General features: G+C 61.0%; 21 protein-coding genes. 7 read left to right on the top strand and 14 right to left on the bottom strand.

Features of this window, described 5'->3' with window-relative positions; all coding sequences use genetic code 11:
• Nucleotides 1-63: 63 nt before the first annotated feature.
• Entirely contained in the window at nucleotides 64-222 is a 159-nt protein-coding gene (locus ACO6VD_RS23295) for a YqaE/Pmp3 family membrane protein (RefSeq protein WP_003177654.1), read from the bottom strand.
• A 163-nt stretch (nucleotides 223-385) separates the two neighbouring features.
• Entirely contained in the window at nucleotides 386-1,666 is a 1,281-nt protein-coding gene (locus tag ACO6VD_RS23290; protein ID WP_422422341.1) for an aspartate aminotransferase family protein, read from the bottom strand.
• 158 nt (nucleotides 1,667-1,824) lie between these two features.
• On the opposite strand from ACO6VD_RS23290, the gene ACO6VD_RS23285 reads away from it, so the two are divergent.
• Nucleotides 1,825-2,748: a LysR family transcriptional regulator gene (locus ACO6VD_RS23285; RefSeq protein WP_422422340.1), complete on the top strand. Its 924-nt coding sequence runs from the start codon at nucleotides 1,825-1,827 to the stop codon at nucleotides 2,746-2,748.
• Between the two features lie 240 nt (nucleotides 2,749-2,988).
• Here the strand turns inward: ACO6VD_RS23285 and ACO6VD_RS23280 are convergent, their stop codons facing one another.
• The 9 genes from ACO6VD_RS23280 to bioB all read right to left on the bottom strand — a co-directional run bounded on the left by ACO6VD_RS23280 (nucleotide 2,989) and on the right by bioB (nucleotide 13,275).
• The gene (locus tag ACO6VD_RS23280) at nucleotides 2,989-4,767 is read right to left on the bottom strand and encodes an acyl-CoA dehydrogenase C-terminal domain-containing protein (RefSeq protein WP_422422339.1); all 1,779 of its coding nucleotides are present in this window, start codon (nucleotides 4,765-4,767) and stop codon (nucleotides 2,989-2,991) included.
• A 123-nt stretch (nucleotides 4,768-4,890) separates the two neighbouring features.
• Nucleotides 4,891-6,174, bottom strand: a complete 1,284-nt coding sequence (locus ACO6VD_RS23275) for a GGDEF domain-containing protein (protein WP_422422338.1) — start codon at nucleotides 6,172-6,174, stop codon at nucleotides 4,891-4,893.
• A gap of 165 nt (nucleotides 6,175-6,339) precedes the next feature.
• On the bottom strand, nucleotides 6,340-8,145 hold the full coding sequence (locus ACO6VD_RS23270; protein ID WP_422422337.1) for a phenylacyl-CoA dehydrogenase: 1,806 nt from the start codon (nucleotides 8,143-8,145) through the stop codon (nucleotides 6,340-6,342).
• A 264-nt stretch (nucleotides 8,146-8,409) separates the two neighbouring features.
• A complete protein-coding gene (locus tag ACO6VD_RS23265; protein ID WP_400170256.1) occupies nucleotides 8,410-8,706 on the bottom strand; it encodes a pyrroloquinoline quinone biosynthesis protein PqqE in 297 nt (98 codons plus the stop codon).
• Nucleotides 8,707-8,813: 107 nt separating this feature from the next.
• Nucleotides 8,814-9,494: a dethiobiotin synthase gene (bioD, locus tag ACO6VD_RS23260; protein ID WP_422422336.1), complete on the bottom strand. Its 681-nt coding sequence runs from the start codon at nucleotides 9,492-9,494 to the stop codon at nucleotides 8,814-8,816.
• Between the two features lies 1 nt (nucleotide 9,495).
• Nucleotides 9,496-10,320 carry a malonyl-ACP O-methyltransferase BioC gene (gene bioC / locus ACO6VD_RS23255; protein ID WP_422422335.1) on the bottom strand — a complete coding sequence of 275 codons (825 nt, stop codon included), beginning with the start codon at nucleotides 10,318-10,320 and terminating at the stop codon, nucleotides 9,496-9,498.
• Nucleotides 10,313-11,044, bottom strand: coding sequence for an alpha/beta fold hydrolase (locus ACO6VD_RS23250; RefSeq protein WP_422422334.1), 732 nt, complete (start codon nucleotides 11,042-11,044; stop codon nucleotides 10,313-10,315). The genes bioC and ACO6VD_RS23250 overlap by 8 nt, the downstream gene beginning before the upstream one ends.
• Complete coding sequence (gene bioF, locus ACO6VD_RS23245; protein WP_422422333.1) at nucleotides 11,037-12,209, bottom strand: 8-amino-7-oxononanoate synthase; 1,173 nt, start codon at nucleotides 12,207-12,209, stop codon at nucleotides 11,037-11,039. Before bioF ends, ACO6VD_RS23250 begins: the two co-directional genes overlap by 8 nt.
• Nucleotides 12,210-12,216: 7 nt before the next feature.
• Complete coding sequence (gene bioB, locus ACO6VD_RS23240; RefSeq protein ID WP_422422332.1) at nucleotides 12,217-13,275, bottom strand: biotin synthase BioB; 1,059 nt, start codon at nucleotides 13,273-13,275, stop codon at nucleotides 12,217-12,219.
• Between the two features lie 89 nt (nucleotides 13,276-13,364).
• On the opposite strand from bioB, the gene ACO6VD_RS23235 reads away from it, so the two are divergent.
• The 3 genes from ACO6VD_RS23235 to ACO6VD_RS23225 all read left to right on the top strand — a co-directional run bounded on the left by ACO6VD_RS23235 (nucleotide 13,365) and on the right by ACO6VD_RS23225 (nucleotide 16,891).
• Nucleotides 13,365-14,102, top strand: a complete 738-nt coding sequence (locus ACO6VD_RS23235; protein WP_422422331.1) for a ComF family protein — start codon at nucleotides 13,365-13,367, stop codon at nucleotides 14,100-14,102.
• A 59-nt stretch (nucleotides 14,103-14,161) separates the two neighbouring features.
• Nucleotides 14,162-14,926: a TOBE domain-containing protein gene (locus ACO6VD_RS23230; RefSeq protein WP_422422342.1), complete on the top strand. Its 765-nt coding sequence runs from the start codon at nucleotides 14,162-14,164 to the stop codon at nucleotides 14,924-14,926.
• 63 nt (nucleotides 14,927-14,989) lie between these two features.
• Nucleotides 14,990-16,891: a PhoX family protein gene (locus ACO6VD_RS23225; RefSeq protein ID WP_422422330.1), complete on the top strand. Its 1,902-nt coding sequence runs from the start codon at nucleotides 14,990-14,992 to the stop codon at nucleotides 16,889-16,891.
• 69 nt (nucleotides 16,892-16,960) lie between these two features.
• On the opposite strand, the gene ACO6VD_RS23220 is transcribed toward ACO6VD_RS23225, so the two are convergent.
• Nucleotides 16,961-17,464: an ATP-dependent zinc protease gene (locus ACO6VD_RS23220; protein ID WP_400170248.1), complete on the bottom strand. Its 504-nt coding sequence runs from the start codon at nucleotides 17,462-17,464 to the stop codon at nucleotides 16,961-16,963.
• A 181-nt stretch (nucleotides 17,465-17,645) separates the two neighbouring features.
• Between ACO6VD_RS23220 and ACO6VD_RS23215 the strand changes: the two genes are divergently transcribed.
• Nucleotides 17,646-18,533, top strand: a complete 888-nt coding sequence (locus ACO6VD_RS23215; protein WP_422422329.1) for an acyltransferase — start codon at nucleotides 17,646-17,648, stop codon at nucleotides 18,531-18,533.
• Nucleotides 18,534-18,665: 132 nt separating this feature from the next.
• Nucleotides 18,666-20,030: an APC family permease gene (locus ACO6VD_RS23210; protein ID WP_422422328.1), complete on the top strand. Its 1,365-nt coding sequence runs from the start codon at nucleotides 18,666-18,668 to the stop codon at nucleotides 20,028-20,030.
• A gap of 6 nt (nucleotides 20,031-20,036) precedes the next feature.
• Here ACO6VD_RS23210 and ACO6VD_RS23205 read toward each other — a convergent pair whose 3' ends face one another.
• On the bottom strand, nucleotides 20,037-20,603 hold the full coding sequence (locus tag ACO6VD_RS23205) for a DUF2780 domain-containing protein (RefSeq protein WP_422422327.1): 567 nt from the start codon (nucleotides 20,601-20,603) through the stop codon (nucleotides 20,037-20,039).
• A 145-nt stretch (nucleotides 20,604-20,748) separates the two neighbouring features.
• Nucleotides 20,749-21,054, bottom strand: coding sequence for a DUF3077 domain-containing protein (locus tag ACO6VD_RS23200; protein WP_422422326.1), 306 nt, complete (start codon nucleotides 21,052-21,054; stop codon nucleotides 20,749-20,751).
• A 489-nt stretch (nucleotides 21,055-21,543) separates the two neighbouring features.
• Between ACO6VD_RS23200 and ACO6VD_RS23195 the strand changes: the two genes are divergently transcribed.
• On the top strand, nucleotides 21,544-21,999 hold the full coding sequence (locus tag ACO6VD_RS23195; RefSeq protein WP_422422325.1) for an REP-associated tyrosine transposase: 456 nt from the start codon (nucleotides 21,544-21,546) through the stop codon (nucleotides 21,997-21,999).
• Nucleotides 22,000-22,074: the final 75 nt, after the last annotated feature.

The raw sequence follows: 22,074 nt of genomic DNA, 5'->3' as shown, positions 1-22,074 counted from the left end.
GGGAAAACCTCCCTCCCCTTGGTTGGTCTTTTTTTTTTGGGAGGGGTCTTCCCCCGCGATGCCTCACCGCTTGGCGATGATGTACACCGCATGCACGATGCCCGGAATGTAGCCCAGCAACGTCAGCAGAATATTGAGCCAGAAGGCGCCGCCGAAGCCGACCTGCAGGAACACGCCGAGCGGCGGCAGGAGAATGGCGATGATGATGCGGATGAAGTCCATGGGGCAGCTCCCTTCAGTGATGTTCTAAAACAGACTGTAGCGCTGTGCCAGGGTTCAACCTGCAAACCACGGATAAAAAAACGCCCCAAGCCAAAAACTGCAGGCCCGGGGCGATGCGCAGGAACGCGAGACGGTTCAGAAAATTCGTTGGTTCGAAGGCGGCTCAGGCCGTGGCTTCACGCCTCTGGTGCTGTTGCGCCGAGTGCACGCGGGCGAAGGCTCTGGCCAGGCGCAGGAGCATTTCGTCGATGTTGCCCTTGCTCACCGTCAAGGCTGGCGACAAGCGCAGAACGTCGGCTTGCGGGGCGTTGAGCAGCAAGCCTTCCTGCAGCGCTGCCTTGACCAGCTCGGCGGCATTGTCTTCGCTCAGCTGCAGGGCCCACAGCAGGCCCTGGCCGCGGACTTCGCGCTGGCCATAACGACCCGCCAGGCGACTGAGGCCATCGCGCAGGTGCCGCCCGGACTCCTCGACATGTTCGAAAAAGCCCGGCTCCAGCACCGTCTCCAGTACGGCCAGGCCAGCGGCGCTCATCAACGCGTTGCCATGGTGACTGCCTTCCAGCTCACCGGCTTCGGCGCAACAGGCGCTGCCACGGGCCAGCAACGCCGCCAGCGGTACACCACCGCCCAGGCCCTTGCCCAGGGTGACGATGTCGGCGCGCACAGCGTAAGTCTGCTCGGCCAGCAAGGCGCCGCAGCGGCCGACACCGGTCTGCACTTCATCGAGAATCAGCAGGATGCCCAGTTCACGGCACAGGCGTTCGACCCCCTTGAGGTAGGCAGCCGTTGCCGGAATCACCCCGGCCTCGCCCTGGATAGGTTCGAGCATGATCGCCACGGTGCGCGAATCGACCGCAGCGTGCAGCGCTTCGAGGTCGTTGAACGGCACCTTGCTGAAACCCGGCAAGCCCGGCTCGCAGCGATTGCACGGCGACGGATCGGATGCCGACAACGCACCCAGGCTACGGCCATGACAGCTCTGGCTGGCGGTGATGATGTGGTAGGCGCCGTTGCGATGCAGCTGGCCCCACTTACGCGCCAGTTTGATCGCCCCTTCACAGGCTTCGGCACCGCTGTTGAGCAGGTAGGCCTGGTCGCTGCCGGTGCTCTGACAGAGCAGATTGACCAATTTCAGCAAACCGCGGTTATGAAAGCCGGCGCCCGGGTTGATCAGTGCCTGGGCCTGGCCACTCAAGGCTTTGACCAGCACGCTGGGACTATGACCGAGGCTGTTGACCGCGCAACCCTGCGTGAAGTCGAGATAGGCGTGGCCTTCACTGTCCCACAGCCAGGAGCCCTGACCGCGCACGAATACCTGCGGTGCACGCTCAGTGGCGGGCATCAGGCAATCGCGCGGCAGCGCTTCCTGGGTGGCAGCGGCAACAGGTAGCGGTTTGCGCTCGGCCACTACGGGCGTGGGGCGGCGAAAACTGAACAGATTCATGTTTTCAACCCTTTTGCCAATCCTATGTAAACAACATCAAGATACACAGTGTTCATCGCGCCTTATGGCCCTGCAAGCCTTGTGAATACGGGATAGACTAGGCGCATCGCCGGCTAACAGCCATTTGGTTTTTCGAGCTTTTTTGATAAGTATTGCTTATGGATTTTCGCCAACTGCGTTATTTCGTCGCGGTCTACGAAGAAGGCCATGTGGGCCGGGCCGCCGAGCGCCTGTCGTTGTCGCAACCAGCGCTCTCGCAACAGATTCGCCAGCTCGAACACAGCCTCGATGTCAGCCTGTTCGAGCGGGGCAACAAGCGCCTGCTGCCGACCCTCGCCGCGCACACTTTGTACAACCACGCCCTGCCCCTGCTCGACGGCCTGCAACGGGCCCGCGAGGCATTGCGCAACTTCAAGGGCCAGTCACTGCGCACCTTGGCCATTGGCGTACTGCAAACCGTACGCCCGAGCCTGGTCCCGCAACTGCTGGATCGCGTGCGCAAGGCCCAACCGCACCTGGTGGTGCAAATCTATGAACTGTCGGGGCTGGAAATCGAACGACGCCTGCTCAATGGCAGCCTGGACATCGGCATCAGCTATTTGCCACCGCGCCAGCCAGGGCTGCATGGCTTGTTGTTGTACGAAGATGAACTGCAACTTGTAATCCCCAACACTCACCCGCTGCGTGAATTCAAGAAGGTCTCGCTCAAGCAGGCCGCCGAATTGCCCATGCTGCTGCTCGGCGAAGAGTTCCAGGTACGGCAGATCTGGCAGACGCAGCTGGCCAACCTCGGCCGTCGGCCACAGGTGCAGGCAGAGATGAACAACATGGGCGGGATTCTCGACAGTCTCGGTCACACCTCGCTGGCCACCGTGCTGCCGGGGCGCGCCAAGGAAGTAGTCGGGGATGATCAGGAACTGCTCTGGAAACCGTTGAGCGAGCCACGGGTGCCACTGAAGATAGGCTTGGTGTTTCGCGATGCACAGCGCCAGCAAGCCTCGGTCGAGTTACTGCGCACGCTGCTGGAAGAGGAAGCCGACCCCCGGCAGATCGGGGTCTCGCCGCTCGATGTGCTGGGCTGATAGCGGCCCGCCACTTTTCTTCAGGCAAAAGAAAACCCCGCCGAGGCGGGGCTTTGCAGACTGTTTCCCTGACATCCATTTCGCCCCACCATCCTGGCAGGAATCCTTCGTGTCCGTGTTCTGTACTTTGCGCTTCCTGCGCTACGTCCATGTGAGAAAGATTAACTGTGGATCCAATCTTTCGATAGAGGCGAAAAGTCACCACGTCGTGTAAGAGATTGCTTACACGACGTGCTGTTGTCAGAACTGTGCCGCGTCCAGCAGGTACAGCGACTCGCTACCGGCTTTGACCGACGCGCTGAGCGAGTGGATACGCGGCAGCAGGCGGGCGAAATAGAAGCGTGCGGTACCCAGCTTGCTGGCGTAGAAATCATCTTCACCCTGCTTGGCCAGTGCGGTGCGCGCCATCAACGCCCACATGTAGGCATAGGCGGTGTAGCCGAATGCCTGCAGGTATTCCACCGATGCTGCACCGATCTCGTTCGGGTTGTTCTTGGCCCGGTCCAGCACCCAGGCGGTCAGGTCGTCGAGAGTGTCCAGGGCGGCGTTGAGCGGTTTGACGAACTCAGCCAGTTCACTGTCGGCACTGGCGGTGAAATGGCGAATCTCGTCGGCAAACAGCTTGTACAGCGCACCGCCGCTACCCACCACCTTGCGGCCCATCAGGTCGAGGGCCTGAATGCCGTTGGTGCCTTCGTAGATCTGGGTGATGCGCACATCACGCACCAGTTGCTCCTGGCCCCACTCGCGAATGTAACCATGGCCGCCGAACACTTGCTGGCCATGTACTGCCGACTCCAGACCGAGGTCGGTGAGGAAGGCTTTGGATACCGGGGTCAGCAGCGCGACGAGGTCCTCGGCACGCTTGCGGGTGATCGGGTCTTCGCTGAACTTGGCGGTGTCCAGTTGCATGGCAACGTAGGTAGAAAAAGCACGACCACCCTCGTTCAGCGCCTTCATGGTCAGCAGCATACGCCGCACGTCCGGGTGAACGATGATCGGGTCAGCGACCTTGTCCTTGGCTTGCGGGCCGGTTGGTGAACGGCTCTGCAGACGGTCACGGGCGTACTCGATGGCATTCTGGTACGAACGCTCGGCCGTAGCCAGGCCCTGGATACCCACGCCCAGACGCTCGTAGTTCATCATGGTGAACATTGCCGCCAGGCCCTTGTTCGGCTCACCGACCAGGTAACCCACGGCTTCGTCGAAGTTCATCACACAGGTGGCCGAAGCCTGGATTCCCATCTTGTGTTCGATCGAGCCGCAGTTGACCGGGTTACGCGCGCCCAGGCTGCCATCGGCGTTAACCATGAACTTGGGCACCAGGAACAGAGAAATTCCCTTCGGCCCGGCTGGCGCATCCGGCAGCTTGGCCAGCACCAGGTGGATGATGTTTTCGGTCAGGTCGTGCTCACCGCCGGTAATGAAGATCTTGGTGCCACTGACTTTGTAGCTGCCGTCAGCTTGCGGTTCGGCCTTGGTGCGGATGATGCCCAGGTCAGTGCCGGCGTGCGGCTCGGTCAGGCACATGGAACCGGCCCAGATACCGGCATACATGTTCGGCAGGTAGGTTTCCTTGAGCTCGTCGCTGGCGTGGGCGTTGATCGACAGGCAGGCACCTGCGGTCAGCATCGGGTACAGACCGAAGGCCAGGCTCGACGAGTTGACCATCTCCTCGACCTGAGCCGAGATCACCTTGGGCATGCCCATGCCGCCGTAGGCCGGATCACCACCCACGCCGACCCAACCACCTTCTGCGTAGGTCTTGTAGGCATCGATGAAACCGGCCGGCGTGCGCACCGCACCGTTGTCCCAATGGCAGCCTTCTTCGTCACCGCTGCGGCTCAGCGGCGCGATGCTCTTGCCAGTGACCTTGCCGGCCTCCTCCAGCACCGCCAGGGCGGTCTCTTCATCGACCGCTTCGGCCAGCCCCGGCAATTGCGCCCAGAGCTTGGAAACTTCGAAGACTTCATTGAGGACGAAGCGCATATCGCGCAGGGGCGCTTTATAGTCAGCCATGGCAACCTCTCACACTAGAGTCGGGGGCGGTCCCGCAGGACCGCTTCACTGTTATGCAGCCAGTGTAACCGAACAACTTTTGCGAGACATAGGGTCATCTCGCGACCATATAGTCACCTTCAGTCACGCTGTGCGCACAGCACCGCGCTTGGCTTGATGACCGTAGGCCATGACGCAGTTACGTCCCGCGCCCTTGGCGTTGTAGAGCGCCTGGTCGGCCGATTTGAGCACTTCGTCGGGTGAACGATGGTCAGCCAAGCGTTCGCTCACGCCGATACTGATGGTCACCGAGACACTGGACGCCGCCGACGCCCCACGGCGCTGACGTCCTTGCTGATCGTCCTGAGGGCGGTTGTCCTGATTGCGCAACTGGATGTTGTAGTTGGCGATCACCTCGCGCACCGCTTCCAGATGCGGCATGCACTCCTCAATGCTCTTGGCGGCGAACACCAGGGCGAATTCCTCACCGCCATAGCGATAGGCCCGACCGCCACCGGTCACCTTGGACAGCTTGCTGGCTACCAGGCGCAGTACCTGGTCGCCGACATCGTGGCCATGGGTGTCGTTGAATTTCTTGAAGTGATCGACATCCGTCATTGCCAGCACATAGTTGCGGCCTAGACGCTGCATCCGCTCGTTGAGCGCCCGGCGGCCCGGCAAGCCGGTGAGCTCATCACGAAAGGCCATCTGATAGGCCTCATGGGAAACCGCCGCAGCGATCATCAACATCACCTGGCTGCACATGATGTTCAGGGTGAAGGGCAGGATGAACGTCTGCGGCAGCATCCAGAAAATCCCGATCAGACCGATGATCTGTGCGGCATGCAGCGGTCTGGGCTCACGCAGGTACTGCACCACGAGCAGGACGAAGGCAATGAAGAACACCGGGTAAGCGAGCTGGATCAAGCTCATCCACTGGCCATGCAGTGATGGCCAGCGAATTTCTGCCAACCAGCCCAACAACGCCTGTGGAAAACTTTGCTCCAGGCCCAGGGCGACACTGCCAACAGCCAGCAAGACGGCGAAACGCGCGACCATGTCCTGGAACAAATGCGTGCGCTCCTGCCAGGCGCCGTAGAGGGCAAACATCAGCGGCAGCAACAGACAGACCAAATGGAACACCACCGCCGCATCTTCCCGAACACGACCATTGTCACGGTAGAAGTCAGTCTGGGTGTCGAGCAGGAAATAGGCGATGTACACCGTGAGCATCAGAAACAGCTCACGCTGGCGGCGATACACGGCGCAGTAGGCGCCACCCAGCAACAGGACCAAGGTAGGCAGGACATTGAACAGCGACGTGAAGAAGACGCTGAGGTCTCTCACATAAGCGGCGGCGAGCCCTGACACCAGCAGACAGACAGACGGCAGGAAGTGGCTCGGGCGTACAGCGGATAAACGAAACAAGGGTAATCTCCGACCCGGCAGATCAATAATGGCATTGTGCCTTTAACCTATCGGCAGCGCACATGAATAAATGAATTCACTTGGTCGGAAACTGTGGGTAATTGCCCCACAGGCAAAAAAAAACGCCTGCCGGTAAGGGCAGGCGTTTTTGTTACAGCGGGTGACTCAGTACGAGAGACCGAAGTGCTCTTCGTTCATGTCCATCAGGTTGTTGGCGCCCGACAGCATGGTTGCAACGTGCGTGCGGGTACGCGGCAGAATGCGCTGGAAGTAGAAGCGCGCGGTCTGCAGTTTGGCGGTGTAGAAGGCTTCTTCGCTGGTACCGGCAGCCAGTTTCTCGGCGGCCAGGCGTGCCATGTCGGCCCAGAAGTAAGCCAGGCAGGCGTAACCGGAGTACATCAGGTAGTCCACCGAAGCAGCACCGACTTCTTCGCGATCTTTCATCGCTGCCATACCGACCTTCATGGTCAGCTCGCCCCACTCTTTGTTCAGCTGGGCCAACGGTGCGACGAACTCGCTGACCGCTTCGTTGCCTTCGTTGTTCTGGCAGAACTTGTGCACGATCTTGGTGAAGCCCTTGAGCGCTTCGCCCTGGGTCATCAGCACTTTACGGCCGAGCAGGTCCAGCGCCTGAATACCGGTGGTGCCTTCGTACAGCATGGAGATACGGCTGTCGCGAACGTTCTGCTCCATGCCCCACTCGGCGATAAAGCCGTGGCCGCCATAGATCTGCACGCCGTGGTTGGCCGATTCGAAGCCGACTTCGGTCATGAACGCTTTGGCGATCGGAGTCATGAAAGCCAGCAGTGCATCGGCTTTCTTCTTCTCTTCTTCGTCCTGGCTGTACTTGACGATGTCGACCTGCTTGGCGGTGAAGTAGACCATGGCGCGGTTGCCTTCGGCGAAGGCCTTCATGGTCAGCAGCATGCGACGTACATCAGGGTGAACGATGATCGGGTCAGCGGCTTTGTCCGGCGCTTTCGGGCCAGTCAGCGAACGCATTTGCAGGCGGTCGCGAGCGTATTTCAGGCCGCCCTGGAACGCCACTTCAGCGTGGGCCAGGCCTTGCAGCGCGGTACCCAGGCGAGCAGTGTTCATGAAGGTGAACATGCAGTTCAGGCCTTTGTTGGCCGGGCCGATCAGGTAGCCGGTGGCCGCGTCGAAGTTCATTACGCAGGTGGCGTTACCGTGGATGCCCATCTTATGCTCGATGGAGCCACAGGACACGGCGTTGCGCTCACCGACGGTGCCTTCGGCGGTCGGCAGGAACTTCGGCACGATGAACAGCGAGATACCTTTGGTACCAGCCGGTGCATCGGGCAGGCGGGCCAGAACGATATGGACGATGTTGCCGGCCATGTCGTGTTCACCGGCCGAGATGAAGATCTTGGTGCCGGTGACTTTGTAGGAACCGTCGGCCTGAGGTTCGGCCTTGGTGCGCAGCATGCCCAGGTCGGTACCGCAGTGAGGTTCGGTCAGGCACATGGTGCCGGTCCACTCGCCGGACACCAGCTTGGTCAGGTAGGTCTCTTGCTGCTCGGCGGTGCCGTGCTCGGAGATGGTGTTCATCGCGCCGTGCGACAGGCCAGGGTACATGCCCCACGACCAGTTCGACTCGCCGACCATTTCGCTGATCGCCAGACCCAGCGACTCGGGCAGACCCTGACCGCCATGCTCGACGTCATGGGCCAGGCTCGGCCAGCCGCCTTCGACGAACTGGTTGTAGGCTTCCTTGAAACCGGTCGGGGTTTTAACGCCCGATTCGCTCCAGGTGCAGCCTTCCAGGTCACCGACACGGTTCAGCGGGGCCAGTACCTGTTCACAAAACTTGGCGCCTTCCTCAAGGATGGCATCAACCATGTCTGGAGTGGCGTCCTGGCAAGCCGGCAGGCTCTGATAATGCGCTTCGTAACCCAGCAGCTCGTCACGAACGAAGCGAATATCACGCAAGGGGGCTTTGTATTCAGGCATAGCGATGAACCTCTGCTGATGAATCCTGGAGAGAGAAACCACGACCGACCATTTGTTGTTGGCATTCGGTCAAACAGTTGTTTGAAACATACGTTTACGCCGAAAACTTGTCAAGCATCAAGCCGAGGGCAGTTCGGTCATGCAAGACTGCGCGATTGCTCGGCGAAAAAGCCGCACACACACGCAGCCGAGCGCCTCCCGGCCAGGCCAAGGCGCTGATACTCAAAGATTAGTTGAAGGCGCGCAGCTCGCGCGGCGGGAGGGTCAGGCGTAGGTGTCGATCAGCGTGCCGAGCATTTCGTCGGATGCTTTGGCCAATTTGACACCTAATTCGACCTGGTGCTTGCCCAAGGCCATTTCCACCGAGTTGGTGGCCAGGTCCATTTGCTGGCTGCGATCAACCGCGCGCAGACGCTCGGCCTGATAGTCACTGGACTGGCTGGTGGCGGCGCGTTCAACGGTGGTGTTGGCGATCTGGCTGGCGGCCTGATCGACGCGGTTCTGCCCGGCCTGGATTGCACCAAGGCCGGCATAGAATGCTGAGTTGCCTGAGATTTCCATGTCGAAACTCCATGTCGCTGAAGGCGAACAGCCTCTATTGAAGCAGACCTGCTGGCAAAAGGCCCGTTGAATTCACTAATGGCACGTTGCCATGCAATAGACTCAGGCTAGTCCAGCAGGTCCAGCTGCAAGTGGTCGGCCACCGCTTCAGCGCTCACCTGCTTGAGCTTGGGCACCCGCCCCAGGCACGGCGCAGGCAAACGCTCGGCCAGGCTGGCCAGGTTCTCTTCAAGGCGCGAGGTACGTGGATCGACAATGTTCGCCACCCAGCCGGCCAGTTGCAGTCCATCACGGGCAATGGCTTCAGCGCTGAGCAAGGCATGGTTGATACAGCCCAGGCGCACGCCTACCACCAGAATCACCGGCAGTTTCAAGGCGATGGCCAGGTCCGAGAGGTTGGCTTGGTCAGACAGCGGTACGCGCCAGCCACCAGCGCCTTCAATCAGGGTGAAGTCGGCGCCCTGCTCCAGAATCTGCCGCATCGGTGTCAGCAGCCCCTGTACGCCCAGCACCACGCCGGCCTCACGGGCTGCCAGGTGTGGAGCAATGGCAGGCTCGAACGCGAACGGGTTGACCTGCTCATAAGGCAGTTTGATCGAACTCTGGGCAATCAGTGCCAGGGCATCGTCATTGCGCAGTCCTTTCGCACTGGCAGTGCATCCAGACGCTACCGGTTTGGCGCCCAAGGTGCTCAAGCCTGCCAGCCGTGCTGCATGCAGTAGTCCGGCAGCCACGGTGGTCTTGCCGACATCGGTATCGGTGCCTGCGATGAAATAGGCTGGGCTCATCTCACTCCCCTTCTATCAACGGCTTTTGCAGTACACCGTAGACCACCTGATAGGTCGCCGGCAGGCCTTGTGCTTGGCGAAACTGTTCGTAGGCCTGCAAAAGCCCCTGCATCCGAGCCCGTCCAGTCAGCCCGGCAGGACGCCCCGGGTTGATATTGTGCGCGCCCAGGGCCTTGAGCTCGCGGGTCAGACTGCGAACATCGGGGTAATGCAACACATGCGGACGAGCCTCCAGCCCCAGCACCTGCAGCTCACTCCCCGCACACAAGCGTTGGTAGTCCTGAAGACGGCGGAAGCGATTGACATGCACCAGGCCGTCGACCGCCTGCCAGCTCTCGCGCAACTCATGCAAGGTGCCGGCACAGAGGCTGGCAAAGGCCAGTACACCGCCGGGCTGCAAGACACGCCGGGCCTCATCGAGCACGGCGCGAAAATCGCCACACCATTGCACCGCCAGGCTGGTAAAGATCAGCTCGACACTGGCGTCTTGCAGTGGCAATCGCTCGGCATCACCGGCCACATGGTAGTGCGCCCCGCCTTGCCCGCGGGCATGCTGGAGCATGCCTTCGGCAATATCCACGGCAACCCCTGAAGCCTGCGGGAAACGGTGGCACAAGGCGCGGCTGAAATAGCCGGTGCCGCTGCCCAGGTCCAGCCAGCGTTGTGGTTCAAAGCCGCCAGGCAGTTGCTCAAGCAACGCGCTGCCCACCGCACGCTGCAGTTCGGCAACGCTGTCGTAGCTGGCGGCTGCACGCGAAAACGAGGCAGCGACCTGACGCTTGTCAGGCAAGGCACCGGGCAGGACCGGTTGGGAAAGATCAGTCATCGCCACTCTCATGTACAAAGGCCTTTATGGCAGCCGCCAGCTCATGAGGTGTTTCCATCACAAAACCATGAGCACTGTCTTCCAGCAGCCCGACTTCCACGTCCGGCAATTCCTCAAGCAATAATCCGGCAACCTCGGCCGGTACCAACGCATCGCAACCGGCAAACAGGTGCAGTTGCGGACCGCCATAAGACTGCAGCGCGGCACGGGTATCGAGCTGACCGAGTACTTCCAGGCCAGCCACCAACTGTTCAGGCGCAGGTTCCGGCATGCTCGCGCTCAGCAAGCGCGCCAGGCTGCGGGGTTCTTGCCCGCCCTGCGAGCACAGCGAAATGAAGCGCTTGAGCGTGACCTGAGTGTGATAGCGGCAGCCTTCAAGAAAGGTCTGGAAGGTATCCACAGCCATGCCGTGCGGCCAGTCCGGGCGGCTGACAAAACTGAGGTTGCTGCCCAGGGTGATCAATCCGCAGCAGTCATCACCACGGCGAGCTGCCAATTTAGCGGCGAGCATGCCGCCCAGCGACCAGCCGCCGAGCCAGGCATTGCGTGGCAACTGCCGGTCGAGCGTGTCGAGCCACTCCTGCGGATCACTCGACACCAGGCTGGGCAGATCCTGGATTTCCACCTGTAAGCCAGTGTCGATGGCGCGCAACGTCGCCACCAATGGTTGTAGCGCAGAACGCCCCAGGCCCCAGCCCGGCAGTAAAACCAATCGGTTACGCATCAGCAGGCTCCAGCAGCGGATAACAGTCGGCCAATGCCTCCAACAATAGCTGCACTTGAGCTGCACTGTGCGCCGCGCTCAGGGTTACCCGCAGGCGCGCACTACCGGCTGGCACTGTCGGTGGACGGATCGCCGTCACCAGCAGGCCGCGTTCGCGCAGCATCTGCGAAAGGCGCAAGGCCCGTGCGCTGTCGCCGATCAGGATCGGCTGAATCGGGGTGAAGCTGTCCATCAACTGCAGACCGATCTGCTCGGCGCCGCTACGAAACTGCTGGATCAGTGCCGCCAGATGCTCACGGCGCCAGTGTTCGCCGCGCAACAATTGCAGGCTGCGCAGCGTGGCACACGCCAAAGCCGGTGGCTGGCTGGTGGTATAGATGTAGGGGCGGGCGAACTGGATCAGGCATTCGATCAGCTCCTCGCTGCCAGCGACAAAAGCACCGGCGGTACCGCACGCCTTACCCAGCGTACCGATCAGTACCGGTACCTGCTCGGTGCTCAAGCCGAAATGCTCGACGATACCGCCGCCGTTGCGCCCCAGGGTACCGAAACCATGGGCATCATCGACCATCAACCAAGCATCGCGCGCCTTGGCGGTGGCGGCCAGGGCCGGCAGGTCGGCAATATCGCCATCCATGCTGAACACCCCGTCGGTGACCACCAGGGTGTTGCCTACTGCCTTGTCCAGGCGACTCGCCAGGCTGGTCGCATCGTTGTGCAGGTAGCGATTGAAGCGCGCGCCACTGAGCAGCCCGGCATCGAGCAGCGAGGCATGATTGAGGCGGTCTTGTAGCACCGTATCGCCCTGCCCCACCAGCGCTGTCAAGGCGCCAAGGTTGGCCATGTAGCCAGTGGTAAACAGCAACGCGCGCGGTCGGCCAGTGAGTTCGGCCAGCGCTTCTTCCACCTCGTGATGCGGAGTGCTGTGGCCGATTACCAGGTGCGAAGCACCGCCGCCTACACCCCAGCGTTCGGCACCGGCACGCCAGGCGGCGATCACCTCGGGATGATTGGCCAGGCCCAGGTAATCGTTGCTGCAAAAAGCCAGCAACGGCTGGCCATCGACCACCACTTCAGGGCCTTGCGGGCTTTGCAGCAACGGGCGCTGCCGATACAGGTCAGCGGCGCGACGTTGCTCTAGCCGCGCGCGAAGGTCAAAAGCCATGACCGCCTCAGGCCGAGGCGGCGTTGTAGAACAGTTCGCTGCTCTTCTGTTCGATCAGCGCTTGCTCAATGGCCGCCTGGTGAACTTCGTCAGCATGCTCTTCACGAGCTTCAGGCTGGATGCCCAGGCGGGCGAACAGCTGCATGTCTTTGTCTGCTTGCGGGTTGGCGGTGGTCAGCAGCTTCTCGCCGTAGAAAATCGAGTTGGCGCCGGCAAAAAAGGCCAGCGCCTGCATCTGCTCGTTCATTGCCTCGCGGCCGGCCGACAAGCGCACATGGGATTTCGGCATCAGGATCCGCGCTACGGCGAGCATGCGGATGAAGTCGAAAGGGTCGACCTCTTCGGCATTTTCCAGCGGGGTACCAGCAACTTTCACCAGCATGTTGATCGGTACCGACTCCGGGTGCTCCGGCAGGTTGGCCAGCTGGATCAACAGGCCGGCGCGGTCATCGAGTGACTCGCCCATCCCGAGGATCCCGCCCGAGCAGATCTTCATCCCGGCATCACGCACGTAAGACAGCGTCTGCAGACGCTCACTGTAGGTACGGGTGGTGATGATGCTGCCGTAGAACTCCGGCGAGGTGTCGAGGTTGTGGTTGTAGTAATCCAGCCCGGCCTCGGCCAACGCCTGACTCTGCTCCTGGTCGAGCTTGCCTAGGGTCATGCAGGTTTCCAGGCCCATGGCCTTGACCCCTTTGACCATCTGCAGCACGTAAGGCATGTCTTTGGCCGACGGGTGCTTCCAGGCTGCGCCCATGCAGAACCGGGTAGAACCGATGGCCTTGGCGCGAGCGGCCTCTTCGAGGACCTTCTGCACTTCCATCAGCTTCTGCTTTTCCAGCCCGGTGTTGTAGTGACCGGACTGTGGACAATATTTGCAATCTTCCGGGCAGGCGCCGGTCTTGATCGACAGCAGGGTCGATACCTGAACGCGGTTGGCGTCGAAGTGCGCGCGGTGCACGGTCTGCGCCTGGAACAGCAAGTCATTGAACGGTTGCTGGAACAGCGCCTTGACCTCGGCCAAGGTCCAGTCGTGACGTGTTGTTGCAGTTGTGCTGGCGCTCATCGGCGGTTCCTTGTTTAGGCTTGGTCTGGCGCCGGAACAGGATTGCCCGCCAGCGCATCACGGATAGCTCGCATAGTTAAGGAAGCCCAATGCGCTGTCAACCGCATTTGAAAAGCATGGTTTACAAGTGGTCAAATAACAACCATACCTGTCTACTGTGCAATGAAACCGCCGAACAACCCTACCCGCTGTGCGTCGCCTGCGAAGCCGAACTGCCCTGGCTTGAAGATGGCTGCCAGGTCTGCGCCTTGCCTTTACCGATGCAGGGTTTGACGTGCGGCCAATGCCGCCGCCGTGCACCATCCTTCTATCGGGTTGAGGCGCCCTGGCACTACGGCTTTCCACTGGATGCGCTGATCAGCCGGTTCAAGTACCACAGCCAGTGGCCACTGGGACACCTGCTGGCACAGTTGCTGGGACGCTGGCTGATGCATCGCTTCAGCGAGGGACTGCCGCGTCCGGCGCTGCTGTTGCCGGTACCCCTGAGCCGTCACCGCCTGCGCCAGCGCGGCTATAACCAGGCCGCGATGCTGGCTCGCTGGCTGGCCGCACACACCGGTATCGCCGGCGATGAACGGCTACTCAAACGCCTGGTCGATACACCGGCCCAGCAGGGACTCAACGCTCGGCAGCGCAAACGCAATCTGCGCCAGGCTTTTACCGTGGAAAACGCCGAGCGGCTGGAAGGTCGGCACCTGGCCCTGATCGACGATGTGCTGACCACCGGCGCCACCGCCCAAGCCCTGGCCAGCCTGCTGCTCAAGGCCGGCGCTCGGCGGGTCGATGTCTACTGCCTGGCACGCACCGCCAAGCCCGGCAGCGCTTGACTTGCCGCCAGGGTGCGGGCACTTTCGTGGCTGATACCGTCCTCAGTCCGTGCCCGCACATGTCCTTGCCTGCCCTGCTTACCCAACACATCGTCCGCCGCCCCCAGCGCATTGCCTTGCTGCAGCATATTGCCGAACAAGGCTCGATCACTCGTGCGGCAAAGAGTGCCGGCATGAGTTACAAGGCCGCCTGGGATGCCATCGACGAACTCAACAACCTGGCCGCCAGCCCGCTGGTGGAGCGCAGTGTCGGTGGCCGGGGCGGCGGTGGCGCCAAGCTGTCGCAAGAAGGCCAGCGTGTACTACGCCTCTACCAACGTCTGCAGGCCTTGCAAGCACAAATTCTGGAAGCCACCGAAGACGCCAGTGACCTCGACCTGCTCGGTCGCCTGATGCTGCGCACCAGCGCCCGCAACCAGTTGCACGGCCGGGTCAGCACTATTCAGGCAGAAGGACATTACGACCGGATCAACCTGGCCCTGGCTGGCGACCTGAACATAGACGCGTTGATCACCCGCGATAGCACCCAACGCCTGGAGTTGACCCCGGGAACTACCGTGGTGGCTTTGATCAAGGCGGGCTGGTTGACCCTGCTCTCGCCCCAGGACCGTCCGCAGGAGGGCTACAACTGCCTGCAGGCCAAGGTCGAGGAGTTGCTCGACGAGCCCCTCGGTCCGACCGAGGTGCGCCTGACGCTGAGCAACGGGCAAACCCTGTGCACCTTCGCCGAACCCGCCTGGCTCAACACCCATGCCGTGGTCGCAGGAAGCAACCTGCGCGTGCAGTTTCAGCCGTCCTACGTCCTTATCGGAACACCTTTGTAGAACAGACACAAAACCGTCATAAGCCCTGACTAAGGTGACTGCCAAACCCGCAGGAAGCCTGTCATGAACCTACTAGAAGAACACCAGTCCACCGACCTTGAGCAACTGGTCAGCCTGAGTCGCCGCCGTTTCATCGGAGCAGGTGCCCTGTGCGGCGCCGCCCTGTTTCTGAGTGGCAATCTGCTCAGCCGAAGCGTAATGGCCGCCAGCGTCAGCGCGGCCAACAGCGCCCTGCTCGGCTTTGCCAGCATCCCCAGTGCCACCACCGACAGCATCAGCCTCCCGCCCGGTTACAAGTCTTCGGTACTGATCAGTTGGGGCCAGCCGCTGCACGCCGGCGCCCCTGCCTTCGACGTCTCCGGCCAAGGCACTGCCAAGGCTCAGGAGCTGCAGTTCGGTGACAACAACGACGGCATGAGCCTGTTCCCCTTCCCCGACGATGACAATCGGGCGTTGATGGCCATCAACAACGAATACACCAACTACCGCTATCTGTACCCCCACGGCGGCCAACCGACCTCCGCCGAAGAAGTGCACAAGGCCCAGGCTGCCGAAGGCGTGTCGGTGATCGAGGTCAAACGCAGCAACGGCCAATGGCAGTTCGTCCAGGACTCGCCCTACAACCGGCGCATCCACGGTAACTCCCCGATCCGCGTCAGCGGCCCGGCGGCGGGCGATGCCTGGATGAAGACCACGGCAGACAACAGCGGTCGCAAGGTGCTCGGCACGTTCCAGAACTGCGCCAACGGCAAGACGCCCTGGGGCACCTACCTGACCTGCGAAGAAAACTTTACCGACTGCTTCGGCAGCAGCGATCCGGCCCACACCTTCGACGCGGGCCAAAAGCGCTATGGGGCCACGATCACCAGCAAGGAAATCGGCTGGCACCCACACGATCCGCGTTTCGACCTGGCGAAGAACCCCAACGAATTGAACCGCCACGGCTGGGTTGTCGAGATCGACCCGTTCGATCCGGACTCGACCCCTGTCAAACGCACCGCCCTGGGCCGTTTCAAGCACGAGAACGCCGCTCTGGGCGAGACCCGCGATGGCCGCGCAGTGGTCTACATGGGCGACGATGAGCGTGGCGAGTTCATCTACAAGTTCATCAGCCGCGACCGCATCGATCACAAGACGCCAAGCGCCAACCGTAGCTTGCTCGATCACGGCACCCTGTATGTGGCGCGCTTCGACGATGGCGACCAGAACGCCGACCATCCGCGAGGCAAAGGCCAGTGGTTGGAGATGACCCACGGCAAGAACGGCTTGATAGCCGCCAACGGCTTTGCCAGCCAGGCCCAGGTACTGATCCATGCACGCCTGGCCGCCAGCCAGCTCAAGGCAACCCGCATGGACCGCCCGGAGTGGATCGTGGTCAGCCCCAAGGACGGTCAGGTCTATTGCACCCTGACCAACAACGTCAAACGCGGCGAAGAAGGCCAACCCGCAGGTGGGCCTAACCCTCGTGAAAAGAATCTCTATGGGCAGATCCTGCGCTGGCAGGAAACGGGTGATGACCACGGCGCCATGAGCTTCGATTGGGACCTGTTCGTGGTCGCCGGCAATCCTGCTGTGCACCCCAACGATGCCAAGGGCGGCTCCAGCAATATCACCCCACAGAACATGTTCAACAGCCCGGATGGCCTGGGCTTCGACCCTGATGGCCGGTTGTGGATCCTCACTGATGGTGACTACAGCAACAGCGGTGATTTCGCTGGCATGGGCAATAACCAGATGCTCTGCGCCGACCCGGTCAGCGGCGAGATACGGCGTTTCATGGTCGGGCCGGTGGCTTGCGAGGTAACCGGTATCGCTTTTGCGCCCGATCAGCGCACCTTGTTCGTGGGGATTCAGCATCCGGGTGAAACGGGCGGGTCGACCTTTCCCGAGCACTTGCCCAATGGCAAGCCGCGCTCATCGGTAATCGCGATCAGCCGGGAAGATGGCGGGATCGTCGGAACCTGATTCACACAACCCTGTGTGCGGATTCACCGAGACACCGGACCGGTGAATCCGCTCCTGCTACTCAGCGTCTCAGCATTCAGGCTTGCCGGCCGTGAAACGTCGTGCCGGGTTCACTGCAGCCTTGAACTCACGCAAGGCCTTTGCACCAATCAGCAGCGGATAGTTGAAGCTGCTGCGGTCAGTCAGGTTGACTTCGACAGTGCGCTTGACGTCGCCCAGGCACAGTTCCAGGTCGACCACCGGGCGCTTGCTGATCTCCGCACCCTCACCATCTTCGTCTTCATCGGCGCGGTTCTTGATCTTGCTGATGCGCGCCAGCTTGTGTTCATAGACCTTGCCGCTGGAGTCCTTGGTCGCCAGGCGGAAACGCACCCAGTCTTCACCATCGCGAGTAAAAAGCTCGATGTCTTTGGCCGATAGCGACGCGGTCAGGGCACCGGTGTCCATCTTGGCTTTGAGGGTTTCACCGCCAAACTCCGGCAGCGTGATGTATTCGTAACGGCCATACAGGGTCGGCTCGGCAGCCATCACCGGAAGGGCCAGTAGCGACAACAGTGCAAGTACAGATTTCACAGGGATCCGCTTCCTTGAGATAAGACAGTGTTTAGACTGCGCAAGCAGGATAGGTTCGCGCCAATAGCTTATTCAACACAATGTGAAACATTTGCCTCAAGCAAGCTGACCTGAGCATTTGGCGTATGCCGATAGGCTGCTTATCATTGCCGGCCGCTTACTTGAATATAAGAGCTTTCTTATGCGCCGCTTACTGACGGGCATTCTTGTGACCTTGCTGTTGCTGCTCAACACCCTGGTCCTGATCGGCCCCTTGCTGGTCTTTGCCCTGCTCAAACTGGTCCTGCCCGGCCGCTACCGTGACTATGCCTCATGGGCGGTGATGTGGATCGCCGAAACCTGGTCTGAAATCGACAAACTGATTTTCCGTCTGTGCATCCCCACGGTGTGGGAGGTGCGCGGCGCGGATGACCTGCGCCTGGACACCTCCTACCTGGCTGTCAGCAACCACCAGAGCTGGGTCGATATCCCGGCGCTGATCCAGGCCCTGAACCGGCGTATTCCGTTCTTCAAATTCTTCCTGAAAAAAGAGCTGATCTGGGTGCCACTGCTGGGCCTGGCCTGGTGGGCGCTGGACTACCCGTTCATGAAGCGTTACAGCAAGGCGTTTCTGGAGAAACATCCGCAGCTCAAGGGCCAGGACCTGGAAATCACCAAGGCGGCCTGCGAGCTGTTCAAGCGCCAGCCGGTTACCGTGGTCAATTACCTTGAAGGTACGCGCTTCACCAAAGCCAAACGTGCGGCCCAACAATCACCGTTCAAACACCTGCTCAAACCCAAGGCCGGTGGTGTCGCGTTTGTGCTGGCAGCACTGGGCGACCAGCTCGATGCCTTGCTTGATGTCACCATCGTCTACCCCGGCGACAAGGCACCGGGCTTCTGGGACCTGCTCAGTGGTGCAGTGCCGAAAGTGATCATCGACATTCAGGTGCACGAGCTGGACCCGGCGCTGTGGAGCGGCGACTACGAGAGCGATCCGGTTGTGCGCCAGGCGGTGCAGAATTGGGTCAACACGTTGTGGCACGACAAAGACCAGCGGATTGAAGCTTTGCGGGCGGAGCTAATCTGATCGCGGGCAAGCCCGCGATAGCCGATTAAAATCTGTGTTAATAATCAAGATTAGGGAATCTTCTTTGCTATTGGCGCTTTAACTGGATAAAAATCGATCAACTAACAACTACAAAAAAGCCAGGATCGATCAATGGCCACTCCATCCAGTAATGCTGCCCAGGCAGATTCCGCCCAACTGCGCCGCGTCCTCGGCCTCCCCGCCCTGGTGTTCTTCGGCCTGGTTTACATGGTCCCGCTGACCATTTTCACCACCTACGGCATCGTCACCGAGATCACCGGTGGGCGCACTGCGGGCGCCTACCTGGTGACCCTGATGGCCATGTTGTTCACCGCCGCGTCCTATAGCTTCATGGTCCGACGCTTTCCGGTAGCGGGCTCTGCCTACTCCTACACCAACCTGGCATTCGGGCCGAGCGTCGGCTTTCTTGCCGGTTGGTCGCTGTTGCTCGATTACCTGTTCTTGCCGATGATCAACTACCTGCTCATCGGCCTGTTCCTGAACATCGCCTTTCCGAGCATTCCGGTGTGGACCCTGGTTCTGGCGTCAATCGCCCTGGTCACCGTGCTCAACGTGGTTGGCATCAATTCAGTAGCCAAGGCCAGCAACCTGATTGTCGGCGCGCAGATCATCTTCATCGGCGTATTCGTCGCGCTGTCGCTCAAGACCTTGGGCGGCGGGGAGCCGGTCGATGTGCTTTCGCCTCTGCTTGGCGATGGCAGCCAGCCGGGCTTTGCTCATTTGATGGCGGGAGCGGCGGTGTTGTGCCTGTCATTCCTGGGCTTTGATGCCGTGTCGACCCTCGCAGAGGAAACCAGGGACCCAGAGCGTAACGTGCCGCGGGCAATCATCCTCACCACCCTCGGTGCTGGCTTGCTGTTCACCTTGCTGGCCTACATCAGCCAACTGGTCCTGCCAGGCAGCCACTTCGCCAATACCGACGCGGCGGCCAACGAAGTCATGTTCAAGGCTGGCGGCCAGTTCCTGGCCAACTTCTTCACCGCAGCCTTCGTCGCCGGCAGCCTGGGTTCGGCCCTGGCCTCGCAAGCGGCGGTATCGCGGATTCTCTACACCATGGGCCGCGACAAGGTATTGCCGCAGCGCTGGTTCGCCAGCCTCTCGCCACGCTTCGGCACACCGGTCATTGCGACCCTGGTGGTCTCGGGGTTTTCCCTGCTGGCGCTGGTGATCGACCTCGCCACCTTGGCATCGCTGATCAGCTTTGGTGCCTTGGTCGCCTTCTCGGCAGTGAACCTGGCCGTGATCCGTACCCACCTGATCAGCGAGACCGCTAACCGCAACATTGCTGGAGTGCTGCGTTACGGCCTGATCCCGCTGGTGGGCATGAGCCTGACCCTGTGGCTGTGGACCAGCCTGTCGACCTTGACCTTGACCATTGGCCTGAGCTGGTTCGGCCTGGGTCTGGCCTACCTGATGGTGCTCACCGGCGGCTTCCGCCGTCCGGTGCGCGCGGTCAACTTCTCCGAACCGGCCTGAGCGTCGTTACACCGAAGGTACGGCAGCCGGCGCGCCCCACAGGCCGCCGAGGTTCTGCAACAGCGAACCGGCAACGCCCTGCTGACCGAGATACTGCAAGATCAGCGGGGCAAACTGGCCGATCATGCCGGTGTCCATGCCCAAGGCACTGAAAGCATTGTTCAGGTCATTGGTGTCTTTGACGTTGTCGCCCAGGGCATTGCTCAGGGCTGACGCCTTACCGCTCTTGCCGAGCAAATCGCCCAACCCGCTCAAACCGCCCAGGGCGTTTTCGCCGGAGAGCATATCCAGGCCTGGCACGGCTTTGCTCAGTTGTTCGTAGTCGGTGCTGCTGAGTTGGTTACGGGCAAGACCAAGCAAGGCTCCGGTGCCGCCGATGGCTTGTTCCGGGGTGATTTTCAGCTCGCTGCCGAGGGTGTTGAGCAGGTTCGCCGAGGCGGCTGGCGCCTGGACTGCAGCGCCGTCCTTGTTGCCCTGCATGGCGGAAACGGCGTTGGCCGCATCGCTGAGGTTGAAGGCAAACACCGGGCTGGCTGCCAGGGTCATCAGGGTGACCAGTGCGAAACGTTTCATGAATAGACCTCGTCAGCCGTAAAGGCGGGGGAAACGAGGGTTGGACTGCACTGAAGGGAGAATGTTCCATGCTCATCGCGGGGCAAGCCCACTCCCACCGGGTGAACTCAAAATCTGGTGGGAGCGGGCTTGTCCCGCGATGCGGTCAGAGTGGGCTCAACTCCCGATTCTCCAAGGCATCAAGCAAGGCCTCTACCAGCCCCTTGGCCATCTCCACCGAATGCAGGGTGGACCAGAGAAAGCCCTTGGCCGACTCATCGATACCATCGAAAGATTGATTCGCCGTGTCGTAGGCGCAACGCAGATACAGCGAGATATGCACCAGCGCGTCATGTGGAGCAATGCCGGCATTGACGGAGAAGAGTTGTGGGTGACCGGCAGGGCAATCGCCGAAGGGTTTATCGAGGGTGGAGTAAAGCGAGGTGGGTGGATCCGGGACGATCTTTTCCATGGAAACTCCTGCATGCATAGGAGCCGCCCCGTCCGTTTCCACACGTAAGGTGGCAGCTGTACGCGGGGTGGAAAACCGGGGCATACAGGAAACCCGGCAGGCCAAAGGCCTCCCGCGCACAGCCGCCATAACGGCAGATCCTGAATGACTACCGGGTTTCCACACCCGATCGCTGAACCGACAGCGACCTACGGAGCCTAAAAGGACAGGTTTCCGAGGGCAATCAGACCTGGATCGACAGACTGCGTAGGGTATTTCCTAGGACCACAATTGACCAGCCTGGAAACATATGGAACTAACTTCACCCTCCCCGGTGGGAGCGGGCTTGCCCCGCGATGCGATGTGACTGACAAACCGCTATCGCGGGGCAAGCCCGCTCCCACCAGGGGTTGCTCCCAGTTGGCATTGGCAATATTGAGACCCAGTTCGGTCCGGTGCCTGCACCGCTCGGCAGCTACCTTGAAAATTCACCTTTCAAGGAGCCACGACATGGACAGTCCCGCCTCCCACCGTTTGCGCCGCGGCCGGTTTTCCGAGCCCGGTCGCTATTACCTGCTGACCAGCATCACTCGAAATCGACAACCAGTTTTCGAGAGTTTCCAGGCCGCTCGCTGTATCCCGGCACAGTTCCACCAAGCGCAAGTTGAAGGCGCTGCACGTACGTTGGCCTGGGTGGTGATGCCGGATCATGTGCACTGGCTGATCGAGCTGCAGCATGGCTCACTGGCCTGCTTGATGCGCCGCTTCAAATCCCGCAGCCGATGTGCTCTGTACAAGTTAGGTATGCTGCAGGGCACGCTGTGGCAGCCGGGGTATCATGATCATGCTTTGCGGCGGGAAGAAAAGGTGCGGGTGGTGGCGCGCTATGTGGTGGCCAATCCGCTGAGGGCTAGGCTGGTAACCAAGCTTGGGGATTATCCGCATTGGGATGCAATCTGGCTTTGACCGCATCGCGGGGCAAGCCCGCTCCCACCGGGTGAACTCAAAATCTGGTGGGAGCGGGGCTTGCCCCGCGATGGC

The sequence above is a fragment of the Pseudomonas sp. GZD-222 genome (assembly GCF_049310525.1).
Lineage (GTDB): Bacteria > Pseudomonadota > Gammaproteobacteria > Pseudomonadales > Pseudomonadaceae > Aquipseudomonas.
The sequence above is the reverse complement of the archived record's forward strand: the minus strand, read 5'-3'. Positions and strand labels throughout refer to the sequence as shown.